Consider the following 25,263-nt stretch of genomic DNA (forward strand, 5'->3'; position numbering starts at 1 on the left):
GTGAGGGTGTCATAAGCGCGCCTTGATTCTGACGTGGGAGGCGCGGCGCACGACCGTATGCGCCACGAAACTGGTCCAACCCAGATGCGCGCCGGTGGCGCGTCCCAGGTTGAATGGCGGGACCTCTTCCTGCCGCAACCCGAGTTCCAGGTCATAAGCGGCCGGGTCGCGCAGCAGGAAGTCGATCAGTTTGCGCAGGCGTTCGAAATCCTCGCCGCTGGGCAGGAACTCGCGAAAACGTCGTTGATCAAGGTCGGGAATGACGATGGTGAACTTGCTATAGCGTGTACGTACACGATCGCCGATCACAAAGGAATCGCCCAACGTTCCGTTGCGCCTTCCCAGCGCTAGCCGTTGGCCAGGGTTGATGTGCATGTATCGCGGCTCGAACTCCCGCAGGCGCACCGTCTTGAGGTCGAAACAGTGCGCAATGATGCCCGCGACCACCTGCGCTGAACGGCTACGCCCCGCAATCGCGCCCGCATAACTCAGCAGGCGGCTCCAGGCGATGGGGGTCACGCCGCGCAGCTCGGAGTCGCCCAATCCCACCATGGCGAAAACGTAGCGCGAGAACCGATCCTGCGCCTCCCTTTGGAAACGCACGTAATAGCGATATTTGCGCCAGGCCTGATGCAGCAGCGTCAGCAGCCGGTGATGGAAGAAGTCCAGAAATGCCGGACGAATGCCAATGCCTTGGCCGTATTCGTAAGCGAGCCGATCCAGATAAAAGCCGGGCAGGGGGGAATCCGGTCCCTGCAGGCCGAAAAAAGTGGCTTGCACGCGGTAGTCGCTGCTGGCGGACTCGGGCATGCGTTCGGCCAACTCGACGTCGGACGCCGGAAACCCCAGTCCTGCGGAGCTGCCAAGGCGCACACGCTGGCGCTCCGGCGCCGCGCTGTCCGGGGCTTCCAGGTTGTCGCCGTGCAAGCCGTGCAACTGCTCGAGCAGGCGGAAGAAATCAAAGTTCTTCGCGTCAGCCAGCAGATGGTCGGCTAGATCAGCGGTTGTTTGCCGGTCTGCAGGGGCCATTCGTAGCGTTCGTTGTTGCCGGTGTTGGTGGCTTCCAGCAGGTGAAAGGAATTGATGCTCGCGTACAAGGCGAGGAAGTGACTGAGCACCGTGCCGAACAGGTACAGGTCGCCTTCGCACAGGAAGGCCTGCGGATCCAGCCGGATGCTTGTCTTGAGGCCGCGGATGGGAAGGCCCTTCATCAGCAGGTCCGTCGGTGTGGTGACCGCGCCTTCGATGCCGTCCAGCCGCTTTCGCGTGGCGCGGGCGCGCTGAATGTCATGCAGCGCCGCGAAGTCGTAGCCGCGAAGTACCGCCTTCAGCGGCTCTGTCGACAGCAAAGACAGGTAATTGAGCGACAGGTTGGAAATCAGCGTCCATTGCAGTTCGCCGTCCAGGACCGGCCGATATGACGGCGTGGGCCTTGTGACGTTGCCATAGCGTGCGAACGTTGGCGTGGTTTGCGTTTGCAGGCAGATGTCACCAGCCGCGAGGGATAGGGGCAGGTCCTTGTTGGTGCAGGTCAGCGCAAGCGAAACGGTTTCATCCTCATCGATGTAATGGGTCTCATCGCTTCGGATGAACGAAACCCGATGCCGCACGCCGTCGCTGGCCAATTCCTTCTCGATCCGCGTTCGGTAGTAGAGGGCCGACCGGCCCTGCGCATGTTCGATCTCGTGCTGCAGTGATTCGAACGGATGGAAGGTGCGCAGGAATTCTCCGCGCTGGCCATCCGCCTTGCGGTGCCAACCGCTCACCTTGTCGATGCTGAAGATTTCGTAAGCGTCCTGGCGTTGTCCCCCCGGTAGAATCCGTTGCTCTGCCTGACGGCCATTCAGATTGATGGGCTCTGCATCGTGCTCGAACAGATTCACTGCGGGCGTGCAGTACAGCATCAGGTCGTTGTTGCGCAGCCGGATGTCGGCGGGCATGGGGCGCGAGAAATGGAACTCCACGCGGACGTTGCCGTGGCTGTCCGCCGGCCAGAGCGAACGTAAGGCCGTCAGGCTGAAGAACTGAAAGCGGCGGGGGAAGATGAAGTATTCCTGGAGGATCCGATAGCCGTCGAACACGTTCTTGGGATAGGGAAGCAACGCTTCTTCGGGAGAGAATCCGGGAAAGCTCACTTGGCGCGGCGACAGCTGGCGCGTTTGTCCCCCGCATTCCACCCGTATCTCGCTCAAGTACCGGGATAGCCACAAGTACAGCGTCAGTGCCGTGGTGTCGTCACCGCTCAGATGAAAGTCGAGCTGATCGCAGTCGAAGCTGTCCAGCGAATTTCCCGCCATCGGTGCAAGGTCCACGCGCATGATGGACTTCTCGCGCGAGTGCGCATCGCTGACTTCCTGGATACGTAGCGGATAGATCGTGACGTCCGCGCAGGTTCGAAACTCGCAACGGATTCCTTCGACGGGGTGAGACAGGATCTGCGTACCCTTTGGTATCACCTGCCGCGTCGTGATGGCGCGATCGACCGGGTCGAACCGCATGATGGTCACGCTGGGCAGGGGGCGCAGGTAATTCGGCCACAAGAGTTGCAGGAGCGAATGGGTCAGCTCGGGAAGGTCGTCTTCGATCTTGAGCCGCAGCTTGGCCGTCAGGAACGCAAAACCTTCCAGCAGCCGCTCCACATCGGGGTCGGCCGCTTCGTCGCCCAGAAACTGCGATAGCTGCGGATTGTCGCGCGCAAACTCGCGGCCGAGCCTGCGCAGGTAATCCATTTCTTCGCGGAATTTTCCCCGCAACGGCATGTTCGATGCGCCTCCTTGGGCGATGGCTATACGATTCGCGCGAGTCGATCCGGGCGGTGGATGATGAGGTCGATCTCGACCTGTTCGGCGGCGTTGGCAAGGGGAACCAGGCAGTCCAGCCGGAAAGTCAGGTCAAGCGGACGCGAGGCATCGGGGCGGGCGCGAACCGCCAGCACGCGGACCCGAGGTTCGAACTGGGCCACCGACTGGCGGATGTCCTGGCTGACGCGCAGCAGCAGGTCGGCGCTGCCGATGGCGGCGTCATTGAAGTCGCGCAGACCCAGGCCGGGCGTGCTCAGCGAACACCCCTGACGGCTGTTGAGGATCAGCTCGAGATGACGCTTGATCGCCAGGATGCGCGCCGCTGCGGCATCCTGGCGTGACCGGACGCGCCGCGGCGGCGCGTCCGGAGTCAGCCGCTCGAACAGGCTCGCCTGCCCGGTTGTTCTGGGCATGCCGCGTTATTCCTTGTCCAGGCGGCCGACGAGCGACAACTCGAAGTTGGCGCCCATGTACTTGAAATGCGGGCGCACGGCCAGCGAAACCTGGTACCAGCCCGGGTTGCCGGCAACGTCCTGCACCTGGACTTTGGCCGCGCGCAGCGGACGGCGGCTGCGCACATCGGAAGACGGGCTTTCCTGGTCCGCGATGTACTGCTTGAGCCAGCCATTGAGCTCACGTTCCAGATCTTGCCGCTCCTTCCAGCTGCCGATCTGCTCGCGCTGAAGGACCTTGATGTAGTGCGCCAGGCGGTTGATGATGAACATGTAGGGCAGCTGCGTGCCCAGCTTGTAGTTGGTCTGTGCGTCCTGGCCTTCGGGCGTCTTTTGGAAGCGTTTTGGCTTTTGCACCGAGTTGGCGGAGAAGAAGGCGGCGTTGTCGCTGTCCTTGCGCATCGTCAGGGGGATGAAACCCTCTTCGGCCAACTCGAATTCCTTGCGGTCGGACACCAGCACTTCAGTGGGAATCTTGGCTTGCAGCTGTCCCAGGGATTCGTACAGGTGCACCGGCAGGTCGTCGACCGCGCCGCCGGATTGCGGTCCGATGATGTTCGGGCACCAGCGATACTTGGCAAAGCTCTCGGTGATGCGGCTGGCGAGCAGGTAGGACGTGTTGCCCCACAGATAGTTGTCATGGTCGCCTGCGATCGTCTCGCGGTACACGAAGCTGCGGGTGGGGTTTTCAAGGGGATCGTAGGGCTGGCGCAGCAAGAAGCGCGGCATGGTCAGTCCAAGATAGCGGGCGTCTTCGGATTCGCGCAGGCCGCGCCATTTCGCAAAGCGCGGACCTTCGAAAATGTCCTTCACTTCCTTCAGATTGGGCAGATCCTGGAAACTCTTGAGGTTCAGGAACTCGGCGCCGGCCGCGGCGAGGAACGGCGCGTGGGCCATTGCGCCAACCGAGGCGACATAGCTAAGCAGCTTGATGTCGGGCGCCGAGGGGCCAAACGTGTAGTTGCCCACAATGCTGGCAATCGGCTCGCCGCCGAACTGCCCATATTCGGCGGTATAGACGTGCTTATACAAACCACTGCGCGTGATGTCGCCGCAGCCTTCAAAATCGTCGAGCAATTCGTCCTTGGTGACGTGCAGGATTTCGATCTTGATGTTTTCCCGAAAATCCGTCCTGTCCACCAGCAGTTTGAGTCCACGCCAGGCGGATTCGAGTTCCTGCAGCGGCTTGTGATGCAGAATTGCATCCATTTGATGACCGATTTTTCGATCGATTTCGGCAATCATCTGGTCGACGAGCTGTTTATTTACCTGCTGCTCGCGTTCATCGCTTTTTAGAATTTCGCCGATGAATGCCGCGACCCCCCGTTCAGCGACGGCATAACCCTCGTGCGTGGGTTCGATTCGGGTCTGCGCCATGATCTGCTCGAGCAGTCCCTGGCTTTGTTTCGTTTCCGGTGCAACGCTGGCTTGAGCCTTCATGCGCTTGTCCTTGTAAACCTGTGGGCAGTAGGTGATGGGTGGGGGATCAGGATGCGGACGTGTCCAGCACGAGGTCCAGTTCCTTGGCCAATGCGCTGCGCGCCTTGTCGTCGGCCAGCAGCGATTGCAATTGCTTGCGGAACGCGGGCACGTTGCCCAGTGGCCCCTTGAGCGCCACGAGCGCCTCTCTGAGCTCCAGCAGCTTGTTCAGTTCTGGCACCTGCCGGGCGATGGCATCCGGCGCGAAATCCTGGATGCCCTTGAATTGCAGGCCCACGCTCAGGGTGTCGTCCTCTTGGCCATCGCCGAGTCGAGTGGGCACCTGCATGGCCAGTTGCAGTCCGGCGCCCGCCATTACCTCGTCGAAGTTGTCCTTGTCGACGCGGACCAGCGGGCGGTCTTCCAGCGCGGCTTCTTCCCCGTGTCCCTTGAAATCGCCCGTGACGAGCAGCTTGAGGGGCAATTCCATTTCTGTCTGCTGATCACCCGTCGCGGGCACGTATTTGATGTTGATACGTTCTTGTGGGGCGACGGAAGCCGATTTTGTAGCCATGAAAGTTCCTGGTTATTAACGCGGAAGCAACGGATTTGGAAGGCCCTGATTAAGCTGGGCGATGACGTTTGGTGTTTTGTAATTAATCAGTTTGGTTTTTGAAATACTGATTTCTGTGATCCTAAGGGGGTTATCGAGTTCGCAGAATAATAAGAATTCGAAAAATAAATGCTTGTTTAATTTGTTGTTCATCGCATATTCTTGCCGCGTATTTTTGTGGGTTTCAGATAATCTCCGTTATTAATTGCTGCATTTGCGGAGCGTGTTTGGGCCTTGAAGATAAATAACGACATCGTGTCGGCCGAGTGCGATCCATGATCAGAATTGATTTGCCCGCAGTTATTCAGCGCTTGAACCCTGCCTGCCGTCAGGCTCTGGAAGAAGCCGCCAGCTTGTGCATCAGCCAGCGAGGCGCCGAGGTCACTGTTGCACTGGTGATGTCCAAGCTCCTGGACCAGCCGCTGGGCGACGTCAGGTTGTTATTGCGGCACGTCGCGCTGGACGTGGATGGGGCGCGGGCCGTCATGTCCGGGCGCGCGTCGTATCAGGCCGAGAGCACGGAGCAATACCCAACCTTTTCTCCGCTGCTGATCGAGTTGCTTCAGGAAGCCTGGCTGCTCGGATCGTTGGAGTTGGGGCAGACGGAGATTCGGGGAGGCAGCCTGCTCCTTGCGGCCCTGCTCAATGCGCCGCGGTATCTACCCCTGGCGGCGGTCTCGTATTTCGAGAGCGTCAACCGCGAAGCGCTGCGCAAGAATTTCGGCGTAGTGCTGGCGGATTCGTCGGAAACACCCGCCCAGGTCGGAGCGGCGGCATCGCTGCCCGCCCCACACAGTGACGACAGCGCGCTGGGCCGGTTCGGCCATGACCTCACTGCTCAGGCGCGCGAGGGACGCATAGATCCGGTGCTTTGCCGCGACGCGGAGATCGATCTGGTGATCGACATTCTGTCGCGCCGCCGGAAAAACAATCCCATCGTGGTGGGAGACGCCGGGGTCGGCAAAAGTGCCGTCGTCGAGGGGCTGGCGCTACGCATCGCCGAGGGGCGCGTGCCCGAAGCGCTGCATCAGGTTGCGATCTGGGTGTTGGACTTGGGCGCGCTGCAGGCCGGTGCGTCCGTCAAGGGTGAATTCGAAAAGCGGCTGAAGGCGGTCATTGACGAAGTCAGGTCGTCGGCGCGGCCGGTCATTCTGTTCATCGACGAAGCGCACACGCTGATCGGCGCCGGTAATGCAGCAGGAAGTGGTGATGCAGCCAATCTCCTCAAGCCCGCGCTGGCGCGCGGCGAACTGCGCACCATCGCCGCCACGACGTGGTCGGAATACAAGAAGTATTTCGAAAGGGACCCGGCCCTTGCGCGCCGCTTCCAGCTGGTCAAGGTAAACGAACCCAGCGCCGAAAGCGCCGTTCATATCCTGCGCGGCCTGCGCCAGACCTATGAGGAGGCGCACGGCGTCTATATCGGCGATGACGCCCTGCAGGCGGCAGTCGCATTGTCGGCGCGCTATCTGTCGGGACGTCAATTGCCGGACAAGGCAATCGACGTCCTGGACACGGCCTGCGCTCGCGTGGCCACCGCGTTGGCCGAGCCACCTCGCAAACTGGCAAATCTGATGCAGGAGCAGACTCAGATCGAGGCGGAGTCAGCCTTGCTGCGGCGCGACGCGCGGGCAGGGAAAAAAGCCAATCCTGCACGATTGGCTGCCTTGGAGGAAATGTCAGCCGACGTGCAGCGGCGGGCCGGACACGTTCAGGCGTCCTGGGCAAGCCAAAGGCAACTGGTCGACGACATTCTGGCCTTGAGAAGCGGCCATGGCGAAAGCGCGTCCGTCCAAGAGGATGCGGACCTCGCCTCGGCGGTCGCCGAGCTGGCCGAATTGCAGCGCGGCGGCGCGCTGCTGCATGCGGATGTTGGACGGGAGCAGATCGCGCAAGTCATTGCGGACTGGACCGGAATTCCGGTGACCACTCTGGACAGCAGCCAGACGGAACGTCTGGCGCAACTGCCGATGTTGCTTCGCGAGCGCGTCAAGGGCCAGGAAGCGGCGATAGACCGCGTGCACAGGCACTTGCTCACCGCGATGGCGGATCTGCGACGGCCCGGCACCCCACTGGGCGCGTTTCTGCTTGCCGGTCCCAGCGGTGTCGGCAAGACCGAGACGGCGCTCGTGCTGGCCGAGGTGCTGTTCGGCGGCAAGCAATTCCTCACCGTCATCAATATGTCCGAATTTCAGGAAAAGCACACCGTGTCCCGCCTGCTGGGCGCACCGCCGGGCTATGTCGGCTACGGTGAAGGCGGTGTGCTGACCGAAGCCATCCGCCGGCAACCGTACGCCGTGGTGCTGTTGGACGAGGTGGAGAAGGCCCATCCCGAAGTGCTGAACATTTTCTACCAGGCTTTCGACAAGGGCGAACTAGCCGATGGGGAAGGGAGACAGATCGACTGCAGGAACGTGCTGTTCATCCTGACGTCGAATCTAGGCTTCGACGAGCAGGGCGGTGAGCTGGCGGATTTGACTGACGAAGCGCTGCGCCAGCGGCTGTTGGCGTTTTTCAAGCCCGCGCTGCTTGCCCGCATGCAGGTCGTTCCCTACCGCTACCTGGACGAAGCCGTGCTGGGAGAGATTGTCGATGCACGGTTGGCGCGGCTTCAAGCCCAATTCCGCACGCGCTATGACGCCGTGCTGGACATCGATACAGAGGCACGGGCTGAGTTGCGCAGGCGCTGCAACCGCCACGCGAACGGCGCCCGATTGCTGGACGCGAGCATTGACGGCGAACTGCTCCCGCCGTTGTCCCTGGCGGTTTTGCAGCGCCTGGCCACCGGCGCGCCGTTTGGCAACGCGAGATTGCAGTGGCAATCCAGCGCTTTCACGGCCAGTCTGGACTGAGGCGCGGCGATGAACGCGCACGACGTGGCCGAGATCGCCAGGAGTCTGGCCATGGCCCCCAATCCGCAGGCGCTGGCGGTTGTTTTCCTGTCCGCTCTCACCCGATTCGCAAGTTTGCGCGCCGCCTGTGTGTACATGCGCGATGCGGCGGGAGATCAGTTGCTGCCACTCGCCAGCGTCCCCCCGGAAACAGAACCGTTTCCGGCGATAGACCTTGAGGCGCTGGACGATCCGGTCGTCTATAGCCTGACGGCAGGCCAGCCATGTTTTGTGGAGCGCCTGTCGGCGCTGGTCGCGGTGGGCGCCGGATTTGAACGCCTGACGCAGTGCTTGGGACCGCAAAGCGCGCTGCTTGCGCTGCCGCAGCGCGACAGTCGCCAGCATGTCGCCTCCGTGCTGGTAATGGCTGGCGATGCGCGCCGCCTGCAGACCTGGCGTGCCGATCCGCTGTGGCAATTGTTGCTGCAGACCCATGAGCTTCTGGCGGCGCGCCTGTGTGCGCAGATGAGCGCGTCCGAAAACGCGCGCTACCAGAACAGCTTGCGCCAGCCGCAGGAGGAGCGCCGCGGCGTTCGCACGGCGCGCTTGCTGGCGGCGGAATTCATCGGCGTCAGCCCTGCGGCCAGGCAGGTTCGCGAGGACATCCTGCGCTTTGCCGACTCCACGCTCGCCGTGCTGTTGACGGGTGAAACAGGAACGGGCAAGGACCACGCCGCCTGGTTGATCCATCAGGCGTCACCGCGCGGAGGAAAGTTCGTGCCGGTGAATTGCGCCGCGATTCCCAAGGACCTGATCGAGGCCGAGCTGTTCGGCAATGTGCGCGGGGCCTTCACCGGCGCGACGCACGCGCGCGCAGGGTTGGTGGCGCAGGCCGATGGCGGGACGCTGTTCCTGGATGAGATTGGCGACATGCCGCTTGCCCTGCAGGCCGCCTTGCTACGGTTGCTCAACGAAAAGAAGTATCGGCCGCTTGGAGGCGATCGGGAGCACGCCTCGGACTTTCGGCTTATCTGCGCGACGCATCAGCCCCTGGCGCAGTTGATCCAGGCGGGACGATTCCGCGAAGACCTTTATTTTCGGATTCGCCAGCAGACGCTTCACCTGCCCGCGCTGCGCGACCGGCCAGGCGACATTGCCGCGCTCGCGTCGCACGTGATCCTCAGGCACAACCGCGAGCAACGCACCCATGTTCAGGGGCTGGAGGCACGCGCGCTGGCTTTCCTGGAGGGCCATCCCTTTCCCGGCAACGTGCGAGAACTGCGCAGCATGTTGCTGGTGGCCGCCGAGCGGGCCGGCGCCGGCGCGGCGATCGGCCTGCAGCACCTGCATCAACCGGAGGCTGGCGGCAACGCCCTCGAATGCGCCGATCAGGTGCATCGCCATCTGCATGGACTGCTTCACACCGACAACTTGCCGCATGCGGTTCACACCTTCGAACGCCTGCTCGTCACCGCACGCCTGCAATCACTGCAAGGTTCGCGCAGCCGGGCGGCGCAGAGCCTGGGCATTCCCAAGCGCACGCTGGCACGCCGATGCCAGGCCTGGAACCTGGACCGCGAGGACTCTTCCCGATGAAATTTCCGACCACCTTTTGCCTTCTGATGCTGGCGGCTGCGACTTGCCATGCGGAGACGCCGCCCATTCCTTCCACGAGCGATTGCACGGCGATCGTGTCAGGGCTGCAGCGGCTCGCGTGCTTTGATCGCATCGCCGGCACGCCGCCAGAGCCAATGCCGGCAGTGGATTCGCCCTCCATAATCGTTCCCGCAGCGACATCCGCCGTGCCGCGCCCGTCCGCCCTGGTTGACCTGATCCGCCAGAACGAGGCGCAGCGAAGCAAGGGCGACAACACATTTCTTGTTTCTCGCCAGGAAGATGCCACGCCCGGGCAGACGCAGATCTTCATCTCGGCGCCTGCACTTGACGGCGCGGCCGACTCCGTCTATCTCGCCCTCAGTTGCATCGCCAATATCTCGCGGCTTCAACTGCTCTTGCCAGCACCTGCGGATCGCAACCAGATCCGCATCCGGCTGTTTATCGACGAACGGCCATTGTCGGCGTCTCGGACGTGGCAGGTAATCGAGCCGGGCAACGTGGTCGACGCCGGGCGGGGACTCGTGGCCATCGACCTGCTGCGCCAGTTTGTCACGGGTGGCCGGCTGCGCGTCGAGAGCGATTACGCCGTCGTTCACGGACTGATGTTTGACGCGGCTGGGTTGACCGGGCTGATCGCGCAGCAACGGGAGGCATGTCATTGGTGATCGACTACCCTGCGCTGGACCTGGAAGCGTTGCTTGCGCCGCTGGATGCCGCCAGTCCTGCTGGCTGCTTCGATGAGGAAGATGAGACGTTCCAAGGCATCGACCATGAGATGGTCAAGCTGGGCGGCCTGCACGAGCCGCGGCTGGACTGGTCCTATGTCGACGAGGCGTCGCGCCAGTATCTGGCGTCGCAGTGCAAGCACTTTCGCGTGGCAGGGCATCTGATCGCGGCCCGATTGCGGGCCGGTTCCTGGCGAACTTGGGCTGAGGCCGCCCACGTACTGGCCGGCATGGTCGAGCGCTATTGGGAGGCAGGCTTTCCCAAGCCCGGCCCGACCGGATTTCTGGTCAAGCGCCGGTTCGTCGCGTTGCAGGTCGAGCGGCTGGGCGCGGCGTTGGGGGGCTTGCGAGCGCAGGACGACGCCCGGCAACACCAGGAGTTTGCCTCCAAGGCGCTTGATGCGCTGCAGGCGCAGGCGGCTGCGGCAAAGCTGGACGTTGCCATGCTGACGCGGTTGGAAGCGCAATTCGCCCGACGCGTGGAGCAGCTGCGGTATCCGGAGCCGGCCGCCGCCGTGCCCGCCTTGGGGCAGCAAGGCGGCCAGGCCATCAGCGAGGCCTTCTTCAACGTGCCCGGCGAGGCGTTGAAGCTGGGAGACGAACGCGCGAGCCGGCGCTCTTTGTTGAGCGTGGCCGACTTCATCAATCAGCAAGATGCTTACGATCCGGCCGGCTATCAGCTTCGCCGCTTTGCGTTGTGGGCGCATCTGCACGCGGCGCCGCCCGTGCGAAAGGAGATGCGCACGGAACTGATGGCGGTGCCCAACGACATTGCACACGGGTATGGCGAGGCACTGACCGCCAACACGGTCACGCCGGCGCTGCTCCAGCGTGTCGAGAAAAGCGTGGTGGCGTCGCCGTATTGGATCCGCGGGAGCTTTCTGGCCGCCAGCATCGCGCGGCGGTTGGAAATGAAGGAAGTGGCGTCGGCAATCCGTTCGTCGACCGAGCGATTCGTGCGCCGCATTCCGGTTTTGGTCGACTTGCAGTTCAACGATGGCCGCCCTTTTGTTGACGCCGAGACGCTGGGTTGGCTGAGCGGCGCAGATGCGGAAATCGCCGCGCAGCCTGCCACGCTGGAGTTCCGCGTCTTGCGCGAGGAATTGTCGGCACAGCTTGCAAGCGATGGCGTGGAAGCCGTTTTGAGGCGCCTGCAGGAATTACAGGGCGAGGACGCCACGCCGAGGCAGCGGGGGCACGCCCGCGTCATCGCGGCGGAGATGCTTGCCGTGCGCGGGCTGTCATGGCTGGCGCAAGACCTGTATGCGGGCGTCGGACGGCTCATGCAGGACACGCCTGCCAGTCAGTGGGAGCCGGAGCTGTTCGGCCCATTGAGCCAATACGTGCCGGCCCGATCGGGCGCGGAAGGACCACAACGTTAAAGCTGGGTTTTAGAAGGAAACGCGATGTCGAGGATCTGGGCGTATTTCAAGCGATTTGGCGGGCCGGTGCTGCGCCAGTTCAAGAGTGCGATGCCGATGCTGGTGCTGTTGGGCGTGCTGTTCGTGTTGATCGGAATCTGGTGGCTTGGCCCCTCACTAAGCTGGAACGGCCGCCGTCCGCTGGACGAGGCGCCGGCCAGACTGCTGGCCATGCTCGCGGTCCTGATGTTGCCGCTGATCGTTTGGCTGGCCGCGTTGCGCCGACGCAACCGTCGGCTGGAGACCGAACGCGAGCAGGCGGGGCAACGACAGGAGGACCCGGCATTGCGGTTCGTCCAGGCGCAGGAGCGTGCGCTCGACGCGAGTCTTGCTGCCTTGCGGGCCAATCTGGACGGCCGCAATGCCCTGTACGCGCTGCCCTGGTATCTGGTTCTGGGACAACAGAACTCGGGCAAGACCAGTTTCATCAACCGGTCGGGTCAGCGATTTTCGCTGACGGGGGAGATCAAGTCGGGCAGCGTGCGCGCGCCGGCAGATCCGGACCTGGCCTATGGCATCGATTGGTGGATGGGCGGCGAGGCAGTGTTGATCGACCCGCCTGGGGAGCTGATCAGCCAGATCGAAACGGCAGACGAGGAGGCCCCTGCAAACGGGGAATTGGGCCAGGACGCCCGCGCCGACGGTGCCGCCAAGCCTGCCAAGCACTGGCCCGCCGGCCTGCACGGGCGCCTGTGGGAAGGCCTTATCGACTGGCTTGGCCGCAACCGCAGCCGGCGGCCGCTCAATGGCGTGGTGCTGATGGTCGATCTGGTGACATTGCTGAACCAGAAAGCGAGCGATCGCAAGGCGCTGGCGATCCTTTTGCGAACGCGCCTGAGCGAACTGAGCCGGCACCTGGGTACGCGCCCGCCGCTGTATGTGGTGCTGAGCAAGTTCGATCTGTTGGCTGGATTCGAGCCGTTTTTCTCACGCCTGCCGCGCGCGGTGCGCGAAGAGATCTTCGGGTTCACGTTCACGCTTGATTCCGTGAAGCAGTACGACGCATGGCTCGAGGAACTGGCCAGCCGCTATGACGGCTTCATCGCCCGGTTGAACGAACGCGTGTTCGACGCGCTGGCGGATGCCAACGCATTGGAAACCCGGGAAGCGCTGTTTTCACTTGTCGGCCAACTGGCCGGCATGCGCCCCGTGCTGCTGGGCTTTCTGGCAGAGGTGCTGGGCAGCGATCGCTACACGACGCCGGCGCTGCCGCGTGGTGTGTACTTTTCTTCCGTCTATCAGCAAGGATTGCTCTGCAACGCCTTCATCAATGCTGCGTCGCAATCATATGGACTGGCAGAACCGCTGGCGGACACCCAACCGGCCGGCCACTCCGTGGTCTATTTTGCGCAGCGGGTCTTCCAGCGCATCATCTATCCCGAAGCAGGTCTGGCTGGCGACAACCTGAAGGTGCTGGCCGCCAAGCGTCGCGTTTTGCGGTTGGGATTCGCCGTGGCGGCGCTGGGCAGCCTTGTGTTGATCGGTGGCTGGTATCGCTACTACGACATCAATCGCGATCTTGCGACGCGGGTGCTGGAGCGCAGCCGGGACTTCAGTGCTTTCCAGATTGATGGCAGCGCTGATCCGACGGGCCGAAACTTGCTGGCGCCGCTGGACCAGATCCGTAGCGCGGTTTCGGTGTTTGGCGACTATCGCGAAGCATGGCCGGTGGTGTCGGACCTGGGGCTGTACCAAGGCCGCAAGATCGGCCCTAAGGTGGATGAAGCGTACCTGCAGCTGCTGTCGCGGCGGTTTCTGCCCGAACTGGCCGGGGGGGTAATGCAAGCCGTCAATGCGGCGCCGGCCGGCAGCGACGAGCAGTTGGCGGCGCTGCGCGTTTACCGGATGATCGAGGATATCGACAATCGCCGCGCGCCCGTCGTGCAGGATTGGATGAGCACACGATGGCAGGCGGCGTTTCCGGGCGACGGGGATGTGCAGAACGGGCTGATGCGCCATCTGGCCTATGCCATGAAGTACGCCCGCACCGATCTGCCGGCGCATCGCGACCGCGTGGCGCAGATCCAGGCCCGGCTGCGGCAGGTCCCCATGCCTCAGCGCGTATACATGAGCATGCGTGAGCAGGCCGGCAAGGCCTTGCAATCGCCGCTGGACCTGCGCAATGAGGTCGGTCCCGCTTTCGACATCGTTTACCGGACCGCGGACGCCGGCAACGCCGCCGGTCCGGATGCGCGAATCGCCGCCCTGCTTACCGCGCGCGGTTACCAGAGGTACTTTGAGCCGCGCAGCGAGGACTTCACGGACCTGGCGCTCATTGATCAATGGACGTTGGGCGAGCGCGCGCGCATCGAGTATTCCGAAGCCGACAAACAGGCGCTCGCCATCCGGGTTCGCGCGATCTACAACCGCGACTACATCGACACGTGGCAGCGCAGCTTGAATCGTCTGGAGGTAGCCGACTTTGATGACATTGCCCAGGCGGTGAGTGTCCTGGGCAGCGTCATCAGCCCTGCAGCCCCCTTGCGGCGGCTGGTGGAGACGGTACGCGACAACACCAGCCTGCATCCTTTGGATGCGCGCATGCCGCAGGACAAGCCGGATGGCGACGCGGCATCTCCCGCCCGCGTGGCCAAGGACCAGCAGATTGCCGCTATCGCGCGTCCCTTCCGTCCATTGACCGATGTGCTGCGCGCAACGGAACTTAAACCTTCGTATCTGGACGAGAGCATCGCTGCCGTGGCCCGGGTCCATGACGTTGTGAAGAGCGTGCAGGACAGCCCGGACCCGGGCAAGGCGGCCCTCAGCGTGGTGCTGGCGCGATTCACGCTGAAGGGCGAGGACCCCATCGGCAATCTTCAACGCATTGCCGCGGGTATGCCGGAGCCGCTCAATCGGCAGGTGAAAAAGCTGGCGGATGAATCGTCGCAGGTTCTCGTGATCGAGGCGCTCAAGGAGCTGGAACGGCGCTGGAATACCGAGGTCTATCGCTTTTACGACGAACGTTTGGCCAACCGCTATCCGTTCAATCCGGCGGGCCGGACCGACGCGTCGCTCGAGGATTTCACCGCCATGTTTGGGCCGCAAGGACGGCTGGCCCAATTCAAGGAGCAATACCTGAAGCTGTTTCTGGAAGACAACCTCGAGGCGTTGCATTCCGAGCGGCACGGAGGCTATCTGGTGCGCATGGACGTTCTTGAACAGCTTGAAGCCGCAGACCGGATCCAGGATGCGTTTTTCAATAGCCGGGGGGCGTTGAGCGTTCAGTTCAGCGTGGAGCCCTTGGGACTGGCGGCAACGCGGCGAAGCAGCGTTCTGAGCGTGGAGGGCCAGTTGATCTCCTACAGCCATGGGGCGGCCAACAGCGTGGTGCTGATCTGGCCCAACAGCTTGGGCGCCAACACGGAAAGCCGCGTCACATTGGTGCGCAGCAACGGCACCAGCAGCACGCTTGCGTATCGGGGGCCTTGGTCGTTGTTCCGTCTGTTGAGCCAGGCGCGGCTGGACAGCGCCAACGCGACCAGCGTGGATCTGAGCTTCAGCGCCAGCGATGGTGCGATGCGTTACCGGGTGTCTGCCGAAAAGTCCCGCAATCCATTCACACACGCGCTCTTCGAGGGATTCGCGCTGCCTCGGACCCTGTTGGCGGACCTGCCGCGCAAGGGGAAGGCCGTTGCCGTCGTGAATGCCCAGGAGGCCAACGGAAGGTCCGCATCGCTCAAGCGCTGAGTTGGCGCTCAACCCAGCGGCGTGGCCGTCAGCTGTTCCGCCGGAAACGGCACCAGCATTTCGCGGCTTCGCCCCGCTGCGGCGGTCAGCCAGTCGCCGTATGCGCCTTCAGGCAGGATCACCACCATGCGCTTTTCCGTGCCGGGCTGGTGGTAGCGGCTGAACAGGGGATCGAGGTCGGCGTTGATGGTGAGCATGGTGTAGGTCTCGTGCCATTGCCCCGCCGCATCGCGATACCGGTCCCACAGTCCTGCGATGCCCATGGGCTTGCCGTCGGCGCGGGTGAAGCGGGTGGCCACGGCCTTGCCGGAGGTCCAGTCGGGTTCGAAGATCGCGTCGGCGGGGATGATGCAGCGTTGCGCGCGGCGCCAGGCGTTGCCGAAGGTGTAGGACGCGGCGGCCGTCTCGGCGCGGGCGTTGAAGGTGGACAGCTTGCTGGCGCGGTCCAGGCCGCCCGTGCGGGTCATGGCGCTGATCAAGCCCCAGCGGCCGGTGACCGCCTCGCGTTCCGGGACGGCATCGTCGCCCGCGTCGTGCTCGGGCGGGCGGCGCACGAACAGCCCTTCGTAACGAGGCCACATGTCGTACTTGCCGATGGCGGCGGGTTTGCGGCGCACGCCGAACTTCTGCAACAGCAGTTCGGCGTCTTTCAGCGTCTGATAGTGCGAACACATGGACGGCTCCCGGTGTAACGGGCGGCGCGCTGGGAGCGCGTCTCGAAGTCCAAGCTTGCCGCGCCGGTGCGCGGTTTGTCCAGTGCGGGGGTGATGCGAGGGGTGGTGCCCGAGACCGGAATCGAACCGGTACGGCCGCGAGGCCGAGGGATTTTCTTACCACTTCGGCTTTCGCCGCCAGCACAGGCTTGCTGTTCGTGGTCTGGAGCACGCCTTCACCATAGCCTTGCCGGCCTTAGGTGCCCGCCGTCTGCTCTCTACACCTTCCCCGGTTGGCCACCAGGGCTTGGCTCGGCATTAGCGCGGACGGGGTCCAGGGCCTTCACCGAGTTTGACGGGCTACACCTTTGGAGTTTCCTCCAAAGGGCTCAAATTTGTTCAAGTCCCTTGTGTCTACCAATTTCACCACTCGGGCGATGCGCGGTCCGCGTGGGGCCGGCAGCGGGCGAGACTATACCATCTAGACCGCATGGCCGCGCGCGCGGCGGCGAATTGTTGCCGCGGCCGCGCGCGGGTAAACCCCGATCCCTGCGGGCCCGGACTCCGGACGACACTTTGCGCCATGAAACCCAGTCCGCCCGCCCCGCCATCCCGCGACATCGACCCCGTTTCCCTGCGCCTGTTCCTGGCCGCCTTGGAAGAGGGCAGCCTGGCGCGCGCCGCCGCCCGTGAAAACATCGTGCCGTCCGCAGTCAGCAAGCGCATGTCGGAGATGGAGGACGCGTTTGGCGTGCCGCTGCTCGAGCGCGGCGTAAAGGGCGTGCAGCCGACGCCGGCGGGCGATGCGCTGGCCGCGCACGTGCGCCGCGTGCTGGAAGACATGGACCGCATGCACCGCGACATGGCGGGATTCGCGACCGGGGTGCGCGGGCATATCCGGCTGGCGGTCAGTTTCGCGGCCCTGTCTGGCGACCTGCCGGCGCAGATCCAGTCTTTTCGCCGCGCGAACCCGCAGATCGACATCTCGTTGGAAGAGGACACCACGCAGACGGCCTTTCGTGCCGTGCTGGAAGGGCAGGCGGACGTGGCGGCGGGATCGGACTTCGGCCACGACGGTCTGCAGGTATTTCCCTTTGGCCATTGCGAACTGGCGGCGGTGGTGCCCGGCCGGCACCTGCTGGCCGACCGCGAGACGCTGGGGTATGCGCAATTGCTGCCGTTCGAGCAGATCGAGCTGAATCGGGACAACGGCATCAGCAGCGTGTTCGACCAGGCCGCGCGCGACGCGGGCATGACGCGCCGCATCAGCGCGCGGGTCAGTTCGCACGAGACCATCTGCCTGCTGGTGGCGCGCGGCATGGGCGTGGCCGTGGTGCCCCATTACCTGAAGGCGCGGCTGGCGCACCTGGACATCCGATTTATTCCGCTGGAGGGGCCCTGGTCCAGCACGCCGCTGTGCGTCGCGGTGCGGGATCCGGACGCCTTGTCGCCGGCCGCACGCGCGCTGCTGGCGCATCTGGGCGTGCTGGGCAGCTGATGGGCGTCTCAGGGGTAACCCGGACGTTCCCAAACGAGAATGCCCCCGTGCTGAAAGACCGCTACCCGCCCTGGCCGCCAGCCCGCGATCATGCAGGCAGGCGGGCGGCGGCGGGCGAGTGTCCCTGGCCGCCGCCGCGCTTCCATCGAACAGGCTGGCAAGAGGAACCCGAGATGACAGCAGCACCGGCTTCACCCTTCATGGACAGCACCGAACTGCCCCTGCGCGGCATCAAGGTCCTGGAACTGTCCCACATGATCATGGGGCCGGCCGCCGGCCTGTCGCTGGCGGACCTGGGCGCCGACGTCATCAAGGTGGAACCTATCGATGGCGACCGCACGCGCCGCCTGAAGGGATCCGGCAGCGGCTACTTTCCCGTCTTCAACCGCAACAAGCAGAGCCTGGCGATCGACTTGAAGTCGCCGGAGGGGCAGGAGGTCGTGCGCAAGCTGGCGTTTCAGACCGACATGATCGTGGAGAACTTCCGCGACGGCAGCCTGGCGCAGTACGGCCTGGATTATGAATCGCTGTCGGCCGAGAACCCGGGGCTGATCTACGTGTCGCTCAAGGGCTTTCTGTCCGGTCCCTACAAGCACCGCACGGCGCTGGACGAGGTGGTGCAGATGATGGGCGGGCTGGCTTACATCAACGGCGGCGCGGACACGCCGCAGCGGGTGGCGGCGTCGGTCAACGACATCCTGGGCGGCACGTTCGGGGTGGTGGGCGCGCTGGCGGCGCTGCACGACCGCCACGCGACGGGCCGCGGACGCCATGTCCGGTCCGGGCTCTTTGAAAACAATCTTCTGCTCGTTGCGCAGTTCATCGCGCAGTTCCAGCTGACGGGCACGGCGCCCAAACCCATGGGCGCGGAGCGCAAGCCGCCATGGGGCGTGTACGACGTCTTCGAGACGGCGGATGGCCGCGTGTTCGTGGCGGTGGTGGGCGATGCGCAATGGCGCAACTTCGCGCAGAAATTCCTGCCGCCCGAGTGGGCCGCGGACCCGCGCCTGGCCACCGCCGTCGATCGCGAAGCCGCGCGGTCGTGGCTGGTGCCTGGCGTGGGCGAGATCCTGAAGACGTGGAAGACCGACGAGCTGTGCGCCGCGCTGGAAGAGGCCAACCTGTCGTATGGCCCGATCCGCCAGCCGCACGATTTGCTCGACGATGCGCACTTGAACGCTGGCGGCGCGCTCTTGAAAACGCGGCTGCCGGACGGCGGCGAAATCTCGGCCGCCGCGCTGCCCATCGAGTTCGACGGCCGCAAGGCGGGCAAGCGGTTCGATCCGCCCGCGCAGGGCGCGCAGACTCATGCGATTCTGCAGGGCCTGGGGCTGGACGCCGCGCGCATCGACGCGTTGCGCGCTTCGGGAGTGATTGCATGAACGATGGGCAGTAGCGCCCGATCCCTGTCGAGGCGGCGCCAGACCGCCAAGACATCCATCAAAGAGGAGACAACCATGATCCGCAAACTCGTTGCGCTAGCCGCATTGGCCGTGGCATTTGCTGCAAACGCGCAGGACTATCCCAGCAAGCCCATCCGCATCATCATCCCGTCCACGCCAGGCGGCGGCACCGACTACATCGGCCGCCTGATGAGCACCAAGCTGCACGAGCTGAACGGCTGGGCGGTGGTGCCCGAGAACAAGCCTGGCGCAGGCACGGCGCTGGGCCTTGCGGAGGCCGCGCGGTCGCCAGCGCAGGGCTATGACCTGGTGATCGGCCAGTCCGACAACGTCACGCTGATTCCGCTGCTGATGAAAGTGGCCTACGACCCCGTCAAGGACCTGACGCCCGTGGCGCTGGTGGCCACCACGCCGATGGTGCTGCTGGTGGCCGAGGGATCGCCCTACAAGACGCTGCCCGAGGTGATCGAGGCGGCCAGGAAGGAACCGAACAAGATCTCGTATGGCACGTCGGGCACGGGCGGCGGCGTGCACATCGCCATGGAGATGCTGCAGCACGCAGCCGGCTTCAAGATGCAGCACGTGCCCTACAAAGGGTCCGCCCCGGCGTTGGCCGACCTGATGGGCGGCCATTTACAGTTCGCGGGTTCGTCGATTTCCTCGGCGGCCACGCTGATCAAGTCCGGCAAGGTGCGCGCGCTGGCGGTGACTTCGCCCAAGCGCAATCCCGCCTTGCCCGACGTGCCGACCGTGGCCGAGCTGGGCTACAAGGACTTCAGCGTGGTGACCTACTACGGCGTGCTTGCCCCGGCCAAGACGCCCGACGCCATCGTGGCTCGCTTGAACACCGACTTCAACAAGCTGCTTGCCCGGCAGGACGTGAAGGACGCGCTGGCGGCACAGGGACTGGAGACCGATCCGGTGTCCAGCGCGCAGTTTGCGGCGCTGATCCAGTCGGACATCGGCAAGGCGCGGCAAACCATCAAGAGCGCCGGCATCGTCATTCAGCAATAGGATCACGGGAACGCATATGAACCAGGAAGTCAGGCTTTGCGAGGTCGGGCCGCGCGACGGGTTGCAGATGGCCAATGGCATGATGGCGGGCGCCGACAAGCTGCGCTGGATCCAGCAACTGGCAGATGCCGGCCTGCGAGAGATCGAGGTGGGCAGCTTCGTGTCGCCGCGCCTCGTGCCGCAGATGGCGGACACCGGCGACATCCTGCCCGAGGCCCTGAAGATCGACGGACTGACCGTGTGCGCGCTGGCCTGCAATCTGAAGGGCGCGATCGCGGCATATGAGGCGGGCGCGCATGTGCTGGCGTTTCCGGTGTCGGTCAGCGACACGCATAGCCGCGCCAACGTCGGCAAGGGCACCGACGCGCAGGTCGACATGCTGGCCGCCATCGTCGACTGGGTTCGCGCACAGGCGCGGCCCATGCGCATCGACGCGGCCGTTGCCACGGCGTTCGGTTGTTCGATGGAAGGAGAGGTGCCCGTGCGGCGCGTGGCGGACGTGGCGCAAGCCGTGGCGCGGGCCGGCGCCGACGAAATCGCCCTGGCCGATACCGTGGGCTATGCCCACCCGGGACGGGTGCGCGAGGCGGTGCGGGCCACGCAGGACGCGGTGGGGGCGCGGCTGACCAAGCTGCATCTGCACGACACGATGGGGTTGGGCCTGGCCAACGCGCTGGCGGGGTTGGACGAGGGCATCCGCGCCTTCGATTCCTGCCTGGGCGGCCTGGGCGGATGCCCGTTCGCGCCGGGGGCGTCGGGCAACATCGTCACGGAAGATCTGGTGTTCATGCTGGAAAGCATGGGCTTTCGGACCGGTGTCGACCTGTCCCGCCTGCTGGCGGCGCGCCCGCTCTTGGCCGATTCACTGCCGCAGGAAAGACTGCGCAGCGGCTTGGCCGCCGCCGGCATTCCCAAGACCTACGCGGCCGTGTAGCTCAGCGATACACCAGAACCGGAAGCGTGCTGTGCGCCAGCACCTTCTGCGTCTGGCTGCCCAGCAGCAGAGCAGCCATGCCGCCGCGGCCATGCGAGGACATGGCGATCAGGTCGCAATTGCGCGTCATGGCCACGTCCACGATCACCTGGTACGGCGACTCGCTTTCGCGCATTTCCGTGACGCAGGCCACCCCCGCGGTGCTGGCCTTGCCGGCGGCTTCGGACAAGTAGGAACTGGCCAGTTCGCGCGCCTGGTTTTCGTAGACGCCCCGCATGCCTTCGAGCTGCACGGTTTCCATGGAAGGCATCTGGAAAGGGCTGTACACGGTCAGGACCGTGACGCTGGCGCCCAACTCGCGGGCAAGCGCAAGCGCCTGCTCCAGGCCGGAATTGGCCAGGCTGGATCCGTCGATGGGGATGAGTATGTGCTTGTACATGGCAACCTCCAGGGGGAATCTCCCGTCCATGGTACGCCCGAAGGGGACAGTTGCCGTTGATTCTGGCGGAAGCGGTGAGATTCGAACTCACGAACGGTTGCCCGTTGCCGGTTTTCAAGACCGGTGCAATCGACCACTCTGCCACGCTTCCGGGGGGCTTGCCTGGGTGGTCACCCAGATATCGCGGCCGCCAGGCAAACATTCTGCCCGATCGAAGCCACGATATGCCGCAAAGGGCGCAATAATAATCCATTTGCTGCAAAGGAGGCACGCGATGCACGCTGTTGAAATCACCCGCCCCGGCGGCCCCGAGGTCCTCGTCCCCGTGGAACGTCCCACGCCCGAGGCCGGCGCCGGCGAAGTTCTGATCAAAGTGACCGCTGCGGGCATCAACCGCCCCGACGTGTTCCAGCGCAAGGGCAACTATGCCCCGCCGCGTGGCGCGTCCGATCTGCCGGGTCTGGAAGTGGCCGGCGAGATCGTTGGCGGCGACGTGGCTGGCAGCGGTTTTGCCGTGGGCGACAAGGTCTGCGCCCTGGTGGCCGGCGGCGGCTATGCCGAATACTGCGTTGCGCCCGTGGCGCAGTGCCTGCCGATTCCCAAGGGCTTGTCCGACATCGAGGCTGCGGGCCTGCCCGAGACGTATTTCACGGTGTGGAGCAACGTGTTCGATCGCGGCCGCCTGTCCGAGGGCGAGGCGCTGCTGGTTCACGGTGGCGCCAGCGGCATCGGCACCACGGCCATCCAGCTGGCGCGTGCGATGGGGCATAAGGTGTATGCGACCGTCGGCAGCGATGATCGCGCACGCGCCGTCGAGGCGTTGGGCGCCGACAAGGGCATCAACTACAAGACGCAGGATTTCGTGAAGGAAGTGCTGGACGCCACCGGCGGACGCGGCGTGGACGTGGTCCTGGACATGGTGGCCGGCGACTATATCGCCCGCGACATGCAGTGCCTGGCCGATGACGGCCGCATCGTCATCATTGCGCAGCTGGGAGGCTCGCACGCCAATGTGGATACCGCCCAGGTCATGCGCCGCCGCCTGACCATCACCGGCTCGACCTTGCGTCCCCGTCCGGTGGCCTTCAAGGGTGCCATCGCGCGTGCCCTGCGCGAGCACGCCTGGCCGTTGCTGGAAAAAGGGGCCATCAAGCCCATCGTCCATGCCACCTTCCCGCTGGCCGAAGCCTCCAAGGCGCACGCCATGATGGAAGGCGGGGAAAACATCGGCAAAATCATCCTGACCATGTAAGAAACGCGCGGCGTTCGGCGTATCGCCGCGCAACAGGATACAATCTCGGGTTTCGCCTGGAATTTTTTCCAGGCAGGCCCGTGGGCGGTTGCTGCACAAAGCCCCTGTAACAGGTCCTCCCACCTCAGACCCAATCGTCAGACAAATTCGCCATGACTTCAGTCGAAAATCGCGCCCGCCTCGTGCTGGGCAACTGGAAGATGCACGGCAATCTCGCCGAGAACGCCGCGTTGCTGACCGAGCTTCGTGCCGCGGATGCGGCGGGCCACTGCGAAATCGGCATCTGCGTTCCGTTTCCCTACCTGGCGCAGGCCGCGTCGGCCCTGACCGGCAGCAGCGTGTCCTGGGGCGCGCAAGACGTCAGCGCGCACGACAAGGGTGCGTACACGGGTGAAGTCTCCGGTTCGATGCTGAAAGAGTTCGGCTGCCGCTGGGCGCTGGCCGGCCATTCTGAGCGCCGCGTCCTGCACGGCGAAACCGACGAGATCGTGGCCGCCAAGGCGCAGGCCGCGCTGGCCGCCGGCCTGACGCCTGTAGTCTGCGTGGGCGAATCCCTGGCTGACCGCGAAGCCGGCAACACGCTGGCCGTGATCGAACGTCAACTCAAGCCCGTGCTGGCGCTGGGCGCCGACGCCGTCTCGAGCATGGTTCTCGCTTACGAACCCGTCTGGGCTATCGGCACCGGCCGCACGGCCTCGCCGGAGCAGGCCCAGGAAGTCCATGGCGCCATCCGCGCCGCCCTGCGCGCGCTCGGCGCTGCTCAGGTTCAGGTGTTGTACGGCGGCAGCGTCAAGGCCGCCAACGCCTCCAGTTTGTTCGCCATGACTGATATCGACGGAGCCCTGGTCGGCGGCGCGTCGCTCGTGGCCGAAGAGTTTTTGCGAATTGCCGCCATCTAAGTTTCCGTTCCGGAGTCTGTAATGCCCCTGATGCTCAAAATTCTGCTGGCCGTCCAAGTGATCTCGGCGCTGGCTATCATCGTCCTGGTCCTGCTTCAGCAGGGCAAAGGCGCCGACATGGGCTCCGCTTTCGGTAGCGGCTCGTCGGGCAGCCTGTTCGGCGCCACTGGCGCGGCGAACTTCCTGTCGCGCGCCACCAAGTGGTCCGCAGTCGTGTTCTTTGCCTCCACCGCTGGCCTGGCTTACTTCAGCCACAAAGGCACCAGCGGTCCCGCCGTGGATTCCGGCGTGATGCAGAGCTTCCCAGCCGACCGTTCGGTTCCGCAGGCCCCGGGCGCCTCGGTGCCCGCCACGCCGGGCGCATCGTCCGTGCCGGGCGCGTCGTCGGTGCCTGCCACCCCGGCTCCCGCCACGCCCGACGCCTCCGTGCCCGCGGCCCCGGCCACGCCGGCTGCGCCTGCCGCTGAAAAGCCGGCGCAAGCGCCCGCCGCTCCGGCAAAGTAAGGGACTGCAGCAGAAAGGCCGGCGCAAGCCGGCTTTTTTTGTGCTTGCGATATTGAAGCGATCCGCGTGGGGAAACCATGGAAAAGCGATTGATGCCGTCGATGATGGCGCTCCAGTGTTTCGAGGCGGTGGCGCGGCACATGAGCGTCACGCGTGCCGCCGAAGAGCTGCACATGACGCAAAGCGCGATCAGCAAGCAGATTGCGCAGCTTGAGGCGCTGCTGCGCAATCCGCTCTTCCTGCGCGTGCGCCGCCGGCTGCAACTGACGCCGGCCGGCGCGCTGTACCAATCCGAGGTCAGGACGATCCTGAACCAGGTGGACATGTCCTCGCGGTACATCCTGACCTACGGCAGTGAAACGCAGGTGCTGACAATCGGCACCCAGCCCACCTTCGGCTCGCGCTGGCTCATCCCGCGGCTGCAGCGTTTCATGGCCGCGCATCCGGACATCCAGGTCAAGGTGCGCAGCGAAACCCGCCCGTTCGACCTGATGCAGGCCAAGATCGACATCTCGTTCTTCTTTGGCCATGGCACGTTGCCCGGCGCGCAGTGCCTGGAATTATTCGAGGCGGATGTCGTGCCGGTGTGCGCGCCCGGTTTCCTGCGCGGCGGCCGGATCGCCAGCCTGGACGAACTGAGCCAACAGACGTTGATCCAGTGCGCGTCGCGTCCCGAAGCGTGGCACGACTACTTCTCGCATCAGCAGTTTCAGTCCGACAGCAGCTATCACGGTCCGCGGTTCGACACCTTCTACATGTGCGTGCGGGCGGCCGAGGGCGGCTGCGGCATCGCGCTCACGCCGCGTCTGCTGGCCGAGGAAGAGCTGCAAGCCGGCAAGCTGGTCATTCCTTGGGGTTACGTGCAGCCCAGTGACGGCGCGTACTTCGTGGCGTACTCCGAACACTCCGCCGAGGTGCCCAAGATCAAGCAGTTCGTCGCGTGGGTGCGCGACGAGGCGCGCCAGCAGGAGGCGCGGGGCGGCACGCGCGGGCAATCCATGAAAAAACGGACTGATTAAGCCGATTTTTTTCATTTGATCGAGCCCCGGCGGGCGTGATCTCATGCGGGCCATCCTTGTTTACCGATGTGCCGAGCCCGCC

Annotated in this window: 20 protein-coding genes and 1 tRNA gene; 13 read left to right on the forward strand and 8 right to left on the reverse strand. The window is 64.5% G+C overall.

The features are described from left to right. Window positions 1-9 precede the first annotated feature (9 nt). Genes tssG through tssB form a run of 5 tightly spaced genes read right to left on the reverse strand, consistent with a single transcriptional unit; the run spans window position 10 to window position 5,246 of the window. Window positions 10-1,029 (reverse strand): type VI secretion system baseplate subunit TssG, encoded by a 1,020-nt coding sequence (gene tssG, locus V6V88_RS05420; RefSeq protein WP_338618234.1) that lies wholly within the window; start codon window positions 1,027-1,029, stop codon window positions 10-12. After that, window positions 993-2,759, reverse strand: coding sequence for a type VI secretion system baseplate subunit TssF (gene tssF / locus V6V88_RS05425; protein WP_338618235.1), 1,767 nt, complete (start codon window positions 2,757-2,759; stop codon window positions 993-995). Before tssF ends, tssG begins: the two co-directional genes overlap by 37 nt. Window positions 2,760-2,785: 26 nt before the next feature. After that, window positions 2,786-3,214 (reverse strand): type VI secretion system baseplate subunit TssE, encoded by a 429-nt coding sequence (tssE, locus tag V6V88_RS05430; RefSeq protein WP_338618236.1) that lies wholly within the window; start codon window positions 3,212-3,214, stop codon window positions 2,786-2,788. 6 nt (window positions 3,215-3,220) lie between these two features. Then, window positions 3,221-4,693: a type VI secretion system contractile sheath large subunit gene (gene tssC / locus V6V88_RS05435; protein WP_056321476.1), complete on the reverse strand. Its 1,473-nt coding sequence runs from the start codon at window positions 4,691-4,693 to the stop codon at window positions 3,221-3,223. A gap of 46 nt (window positions 4,694-4,739) precedes the next feature. Further along, complete coding sequence (tssB, locus tag V6V88_RS05440) at window positions 4,740-5,246, reverse strand: type VI secretion system contractile sheath small subunit (protein ID WP_062840436.1); 507 nt, start codon at window positions 5,244-5,246, stop codon at window positions 4,740-4,742. 314 nt (window positions 5,247-5,560) lie between these two features. Here tssB and tssH point away from each other — a divergent pair, with 314 nt between their 5' ends. The 5 genes from tssH to tssM are packed head-to-tail and all read left to right on the forward strand — an operon-like array spanning window position 5,561 to window position 15,566. Then, a complete protein-coding gene (gene tssH / locus V6V88_RS05445; RefSeq protein WP_338618239.1) occupies window positions 5,561-8,137 on the forward strand; it encodes a type VI secretion system ATPase TssH in 2,577 nt (858 codons plus the stop codon). Window positions 8,138-8,146: 9 nt separating this feature from the next. Further along, a complete protein-coding gene (locus V6V88_RS05450; RefSeq protein ID WP_338618240.1) occupies window positions 8,147-9,712 on the forward strand; it encodes a sigma 54-interacting transcriptional regulator in 1,566 nt (521 codons plus the stop codon). Then, a complete protein-coding gene (gene vasI / locus V6V88_RS05455) occupies window positions 9,709-10,398 on the forward strand; it encodes a type VI secretion system-associated protein VasI (protein ID WP_338618241.1) in 690 nt (229 codons plus the stop codon). Before V6V88_RS05450 ends, vasI begins: the two co-directional genes overlap by 4 nt. Further along, window positions 10,386-11,840 (forward strand): type VI secretion system protein TssA, encoded by a 1,455-nt coding sequence (gene tssA, locus V6V88_RS05460; protein ID WP_338618242.1) that lies wholly within the window; start codon window positions 10,386-10,388, stop codon window positions 11,838-11,840. Before vasI ends, tssA begins: the two co-directional genes overlap by 13 nt. 24 nt (window positions 11,841-11,864) lie before the next feature. Beyond that, window positions 11,865-15,566, forward strand: coding sequence for a type VI secretion system membrane subunit TssM (tssM, locus tag V6V88_RS05465; protein ID WP_338618243.1), 3,702 nt, complete (start codon window positions 11,865-11,867; stop codon window positions 15,564-15,566). Window positions 15,567-15,574: 8 nt separating this feature from the next. On the opposite strand, the gene V6V88_RS05470 is transcribed toward tssM, so the two are convergent. Continuing rightward, window positions 15,575-16,240 carry an SOS response-associated peptidase family protein gene (locus V6V88_RS05470; protein WP_280002250.1) on the reverse strand — a complete coding sequence of 222 codons (666 nt, stop codon included), beginning with the start codon at window positions 16,238-16,240 and terminating at the stop codon, window positions 15,575-15,577. Window positions 16,241-16,802: 562 nt separating this feature from the next. Here V6V88_RS05470 and V6V88_RS05475 point away from each other — a divergent pair. The 4 genes from V6V88_RS05475 (at window position 16,803) to V6V88_RS05490 (ending at window position 21,068) form a co-directional block, all read left to right on the forward strand. Beyond that, complete coding sequence (locus V6V88_RS05475) at window positions 16,803-17,717, forward strand: LysR family transcriptional regulator (protein WP_062840442.1); 915 nt, start codon at window positions 16,803-16,805, stop codon at window positions 17,715-17,717. A gap of 173 nt (window positions 17,718-17,890) precedes the next feature. Next, on the forward strand, window positions 17,891-19,099 hold the full coding sequence (locus V6V88_RS05480) for a CaiB/BaiF CoA-transferase family protein (protein ID WP_338618246.1): 1,209 nt from the start codon (window positions 17,891-17,893) through the stop codon (window positions 19,097-19,099). Window positions 19,100-19,174: 75 nt separating this feature from the next. After that, window positions 19,175-20,134 carry a tripartite tricarboxylate transporter substrate binding protein gene (locus V6V88_RS05485; protein ID WP_338618248.1) on the forward strand — a complete coding sequence of 320 codons (960 nt, stop codon included), beginning with the start codon at window positions 19,175-19,177 and terminating at the stop codon, window positions 20,132-20,134. A gap of 16 nt (window positions 20,135-20,150) precedes the next feature. Next, complete coding sequence (locus tag V6V88_RS05490) at window positions 20,151-21,068, forward strand: hydroxymethylglutaryl-CoA lyase (RefSeq protein ID WP_338618250.1); 918 nt, start codon at window positions 20,151-20,153, stop codon at window positions 21,066-21,068. A gap of 1 nt (window position 21,069) precedes the next feature. On the opposite strand, the gene V6V88_RS05495 is transcribed toward V6V88_RS05490, so the two are convergent. Then, on the reverse strand, window positions 21,070-21,507 hold the full coding sequence (locus tag V6V88_RS05495; protein WP_062840446.1) for a universal stress protein: 438 nt from the start codon (window positions 21,505-21,507) through the stop codon (window positions 21,070-21,072). 63 nt (window positions 21,508-21,570) lie between these two features. Continuing rightward, window positions 21,571-21,658, reverse strand: a tRNA-Ser gene (locus V6V88_RS05500). A 123-nt stretch (window positions 21,659-21,781) separates the two neighbouring features. Between V6V88_RS05500 and V6V88_RS05505 the strand changes: the two genes are divergently transcribed. From V6V88_RS05505 to V6V88_RS05520, 4 genes are all read left to right on the forward strand, one after another. After that, a complete protein-coding gene (locus tag V6V88_RS05505; protein ID WP_338618251.1) occupies window positions 21,782-22,759 on the forward strand; it encodes an NAD(P)H-quinone oxidoreductase in 978 nt (325 codons plus the stop codon). A 152-nt stretch (window positions 22,760-22,911) separates the two neighbouring features. Further along, a complete protein-coding gene (tpiA, locus tag V6V88_RS05510) occupies window positions 22,912-23,658 on the forward strand; it encodes a triose-phosphate isomerase (RefSeq protein WP_338618252.1) in 747 nt (248 codons plus the stop codon). Window positions 23,659-23,679: 21 nt separating this feature from the next. Beyond that, a complete protein-coding gene (secG, locus tag V6V88_RS05515; protein WP_062840449.1) occupies window positions 23,680-24,162 on the forward strand; it encodes a preprotein translocase subunit SecG in 483 nt (160 codons plus the stop codon). 77 nt (window positions 24,163-24,239) lie between these two features. Next, window positions 24,240-25,181, forward strand: a complete 942-nt coding sequence (locus V6V88_RS05520; RefSeq protein WP_338618254.1) for a LysR substrate-binding domain-containing protein — start codon at window positions 24,240-24,242, stop codon at window positions 25,179-25,181. The last annotated feature ends 82 nt before the right edge of the window (window positions 25,182-25,263 follow it).

This window comes from Achromobacter sp. E1 (assembly GCF_037039475.1).
GTDB lineage: Bacteria > Pseudomonadota > Gammaproteobacteria > Burkholderiales > Burkholderiaceae_B > Achromobacter > Achromobacter mucicolens.

Excerpts from the sequence above, each read along its gene's own strand:
- V6V88_RS05495 (WP_062840446.1), bottom strand. The coding sequence starts at position 21,507 with ATGTACAAGCACATACTCATCCCCATCGACGGATCCAGCCTGGCCAAT.
- tpiA (WP_338618252.1), top strand. The coding sequence starts at position 22,912 with ATGACTTCAGTCGAAAATCGCGCCCGCCTCGTGCTGGGCAACTGGAAG.
- V6V88_RS05520 (WP_338618254.1), top strand. The coding sequence starts at position 24,240 with ATGGAAAAGCGATTGATGCCGTCGATGATGGCGCTCCAGTGTTTCGAG.
- secG (WP_062840449.1), top strand. The coding sequence starts at position 23,680 with ATGCCCCTGATGCTCAAAATTCTGCTGGCCGTCCAAGTGATCTCGGCG.
- tssG (WP_338618234.1), bottom strand. The coding sequence starts at position 1,029 with ATGGCCCCTGCAGACCGGCAAACAACCGCTGATCTAGCCGACCATCTG.
- vasI (WP_338618241.1), top strand. The coding sequence starts at position 9,709 with ATGAAATTTCCGACCACCTTTTGCCTTCTGATGCTGGCGGCTGCGACT.
- tssF (WP_338618235.1), bottom strand. The coding sequence starts at position 2,759 with ATGCCGTTGCGGGGAAAATTCCGCGAAGAAATGGATTACCTGCGCAGG.
- V6V88_RS05485 (WP_338618248.1), top strand. The coding sequence starts at position 19,175 with ATGATCCGCAAACTCGTTGCGCTAGCCGCATTGGCCGTGGCATTTGCT.
- V6V88_RS05475 (WP_062840442.1), top strand. The coding sequence starts at position 16,803 with ATGAAACCCAGTCCGCCCGCCCCGCCATCCCGCGACATCGACCCCGTT.
- tssM (WP_338618243.1), top strand. The coding sequence starts at position 11,865 with ATGTCGAGGATCTGGGCGTATTTCAAGCGATTTGGCGGGCCGGTGCTG.
- tssH (WP_338618239.1), top strand. The coding sequence starts at position 5,561 with ATGATCAGAATTGATTTGCCCGCAGTTATTCAGCGCTTGAACCCTGCC.
- V6V88_RS05470 (WP_280002250.1), bottom strand. The coding sequence starts at position 16,240 with ATGTGTTCGCACTATCAGACGCTGAAAGACGCCGAACTGCTGTTGCAG.
- V6V88_RS05505 (WP_338618251.1), top strand. The coding sequence starts at position 21,782 with ATGCACGCTGTTGAAATCACCCGCCCCGGCGGCCCCGAGGTCCTCGTC.
- tssA (WP_338618242.1), top strand. The coding sequence starts at position 10,386 with ATGTCATTGGTGATCGACTACCCTGCGCTGGACCTGGAAGCGTTGCTT.
- V6V88_RS05450 (WP_338618240.1), top strand. The coding sequence starts at position 8,147 with ATGAACGCGCACGACGTGGCCGAGATCGCCAGGAGTCTGGCCATGGCC.
- V6V88_RS05490 (WP_338618250.1), top strand. The coding sequence starts at position 20,151 with ATGAACCAGGAAGTCAGGCTTTGCGAGGTCGGGCCGCGCGACGGGTTG.
- V6V88_RS05480 (WP_338618246.1), top strand. The coding sequence starts at position 17,891 with ATGACAGCAGCACCGGCTTCACCCTTCATGGACAGCACCGAACTGCCC.
- tssC (WP_056321476.1), bottom strand. The coding sequence starts at position 4,693 with ATGAAGGCTCAAGCCAGCGTTGCACCGGAAACGAAACAAAGCCAGGGA.
- tssB (WP_062840436.1), bottom strand. The coding sequence starts at position 5,246 with ATGGCTACAAAATCGGCTTCCGTCGCCCCACAAGAACGTATCAACATC.
- tssE (WP_338618236.1), bottom strand. The coding sequence starts at position 3,214 with ATGCCCAGAACAACCGGGCAGGCGAGCCTGTTCGAGCGGCTGACTCCG.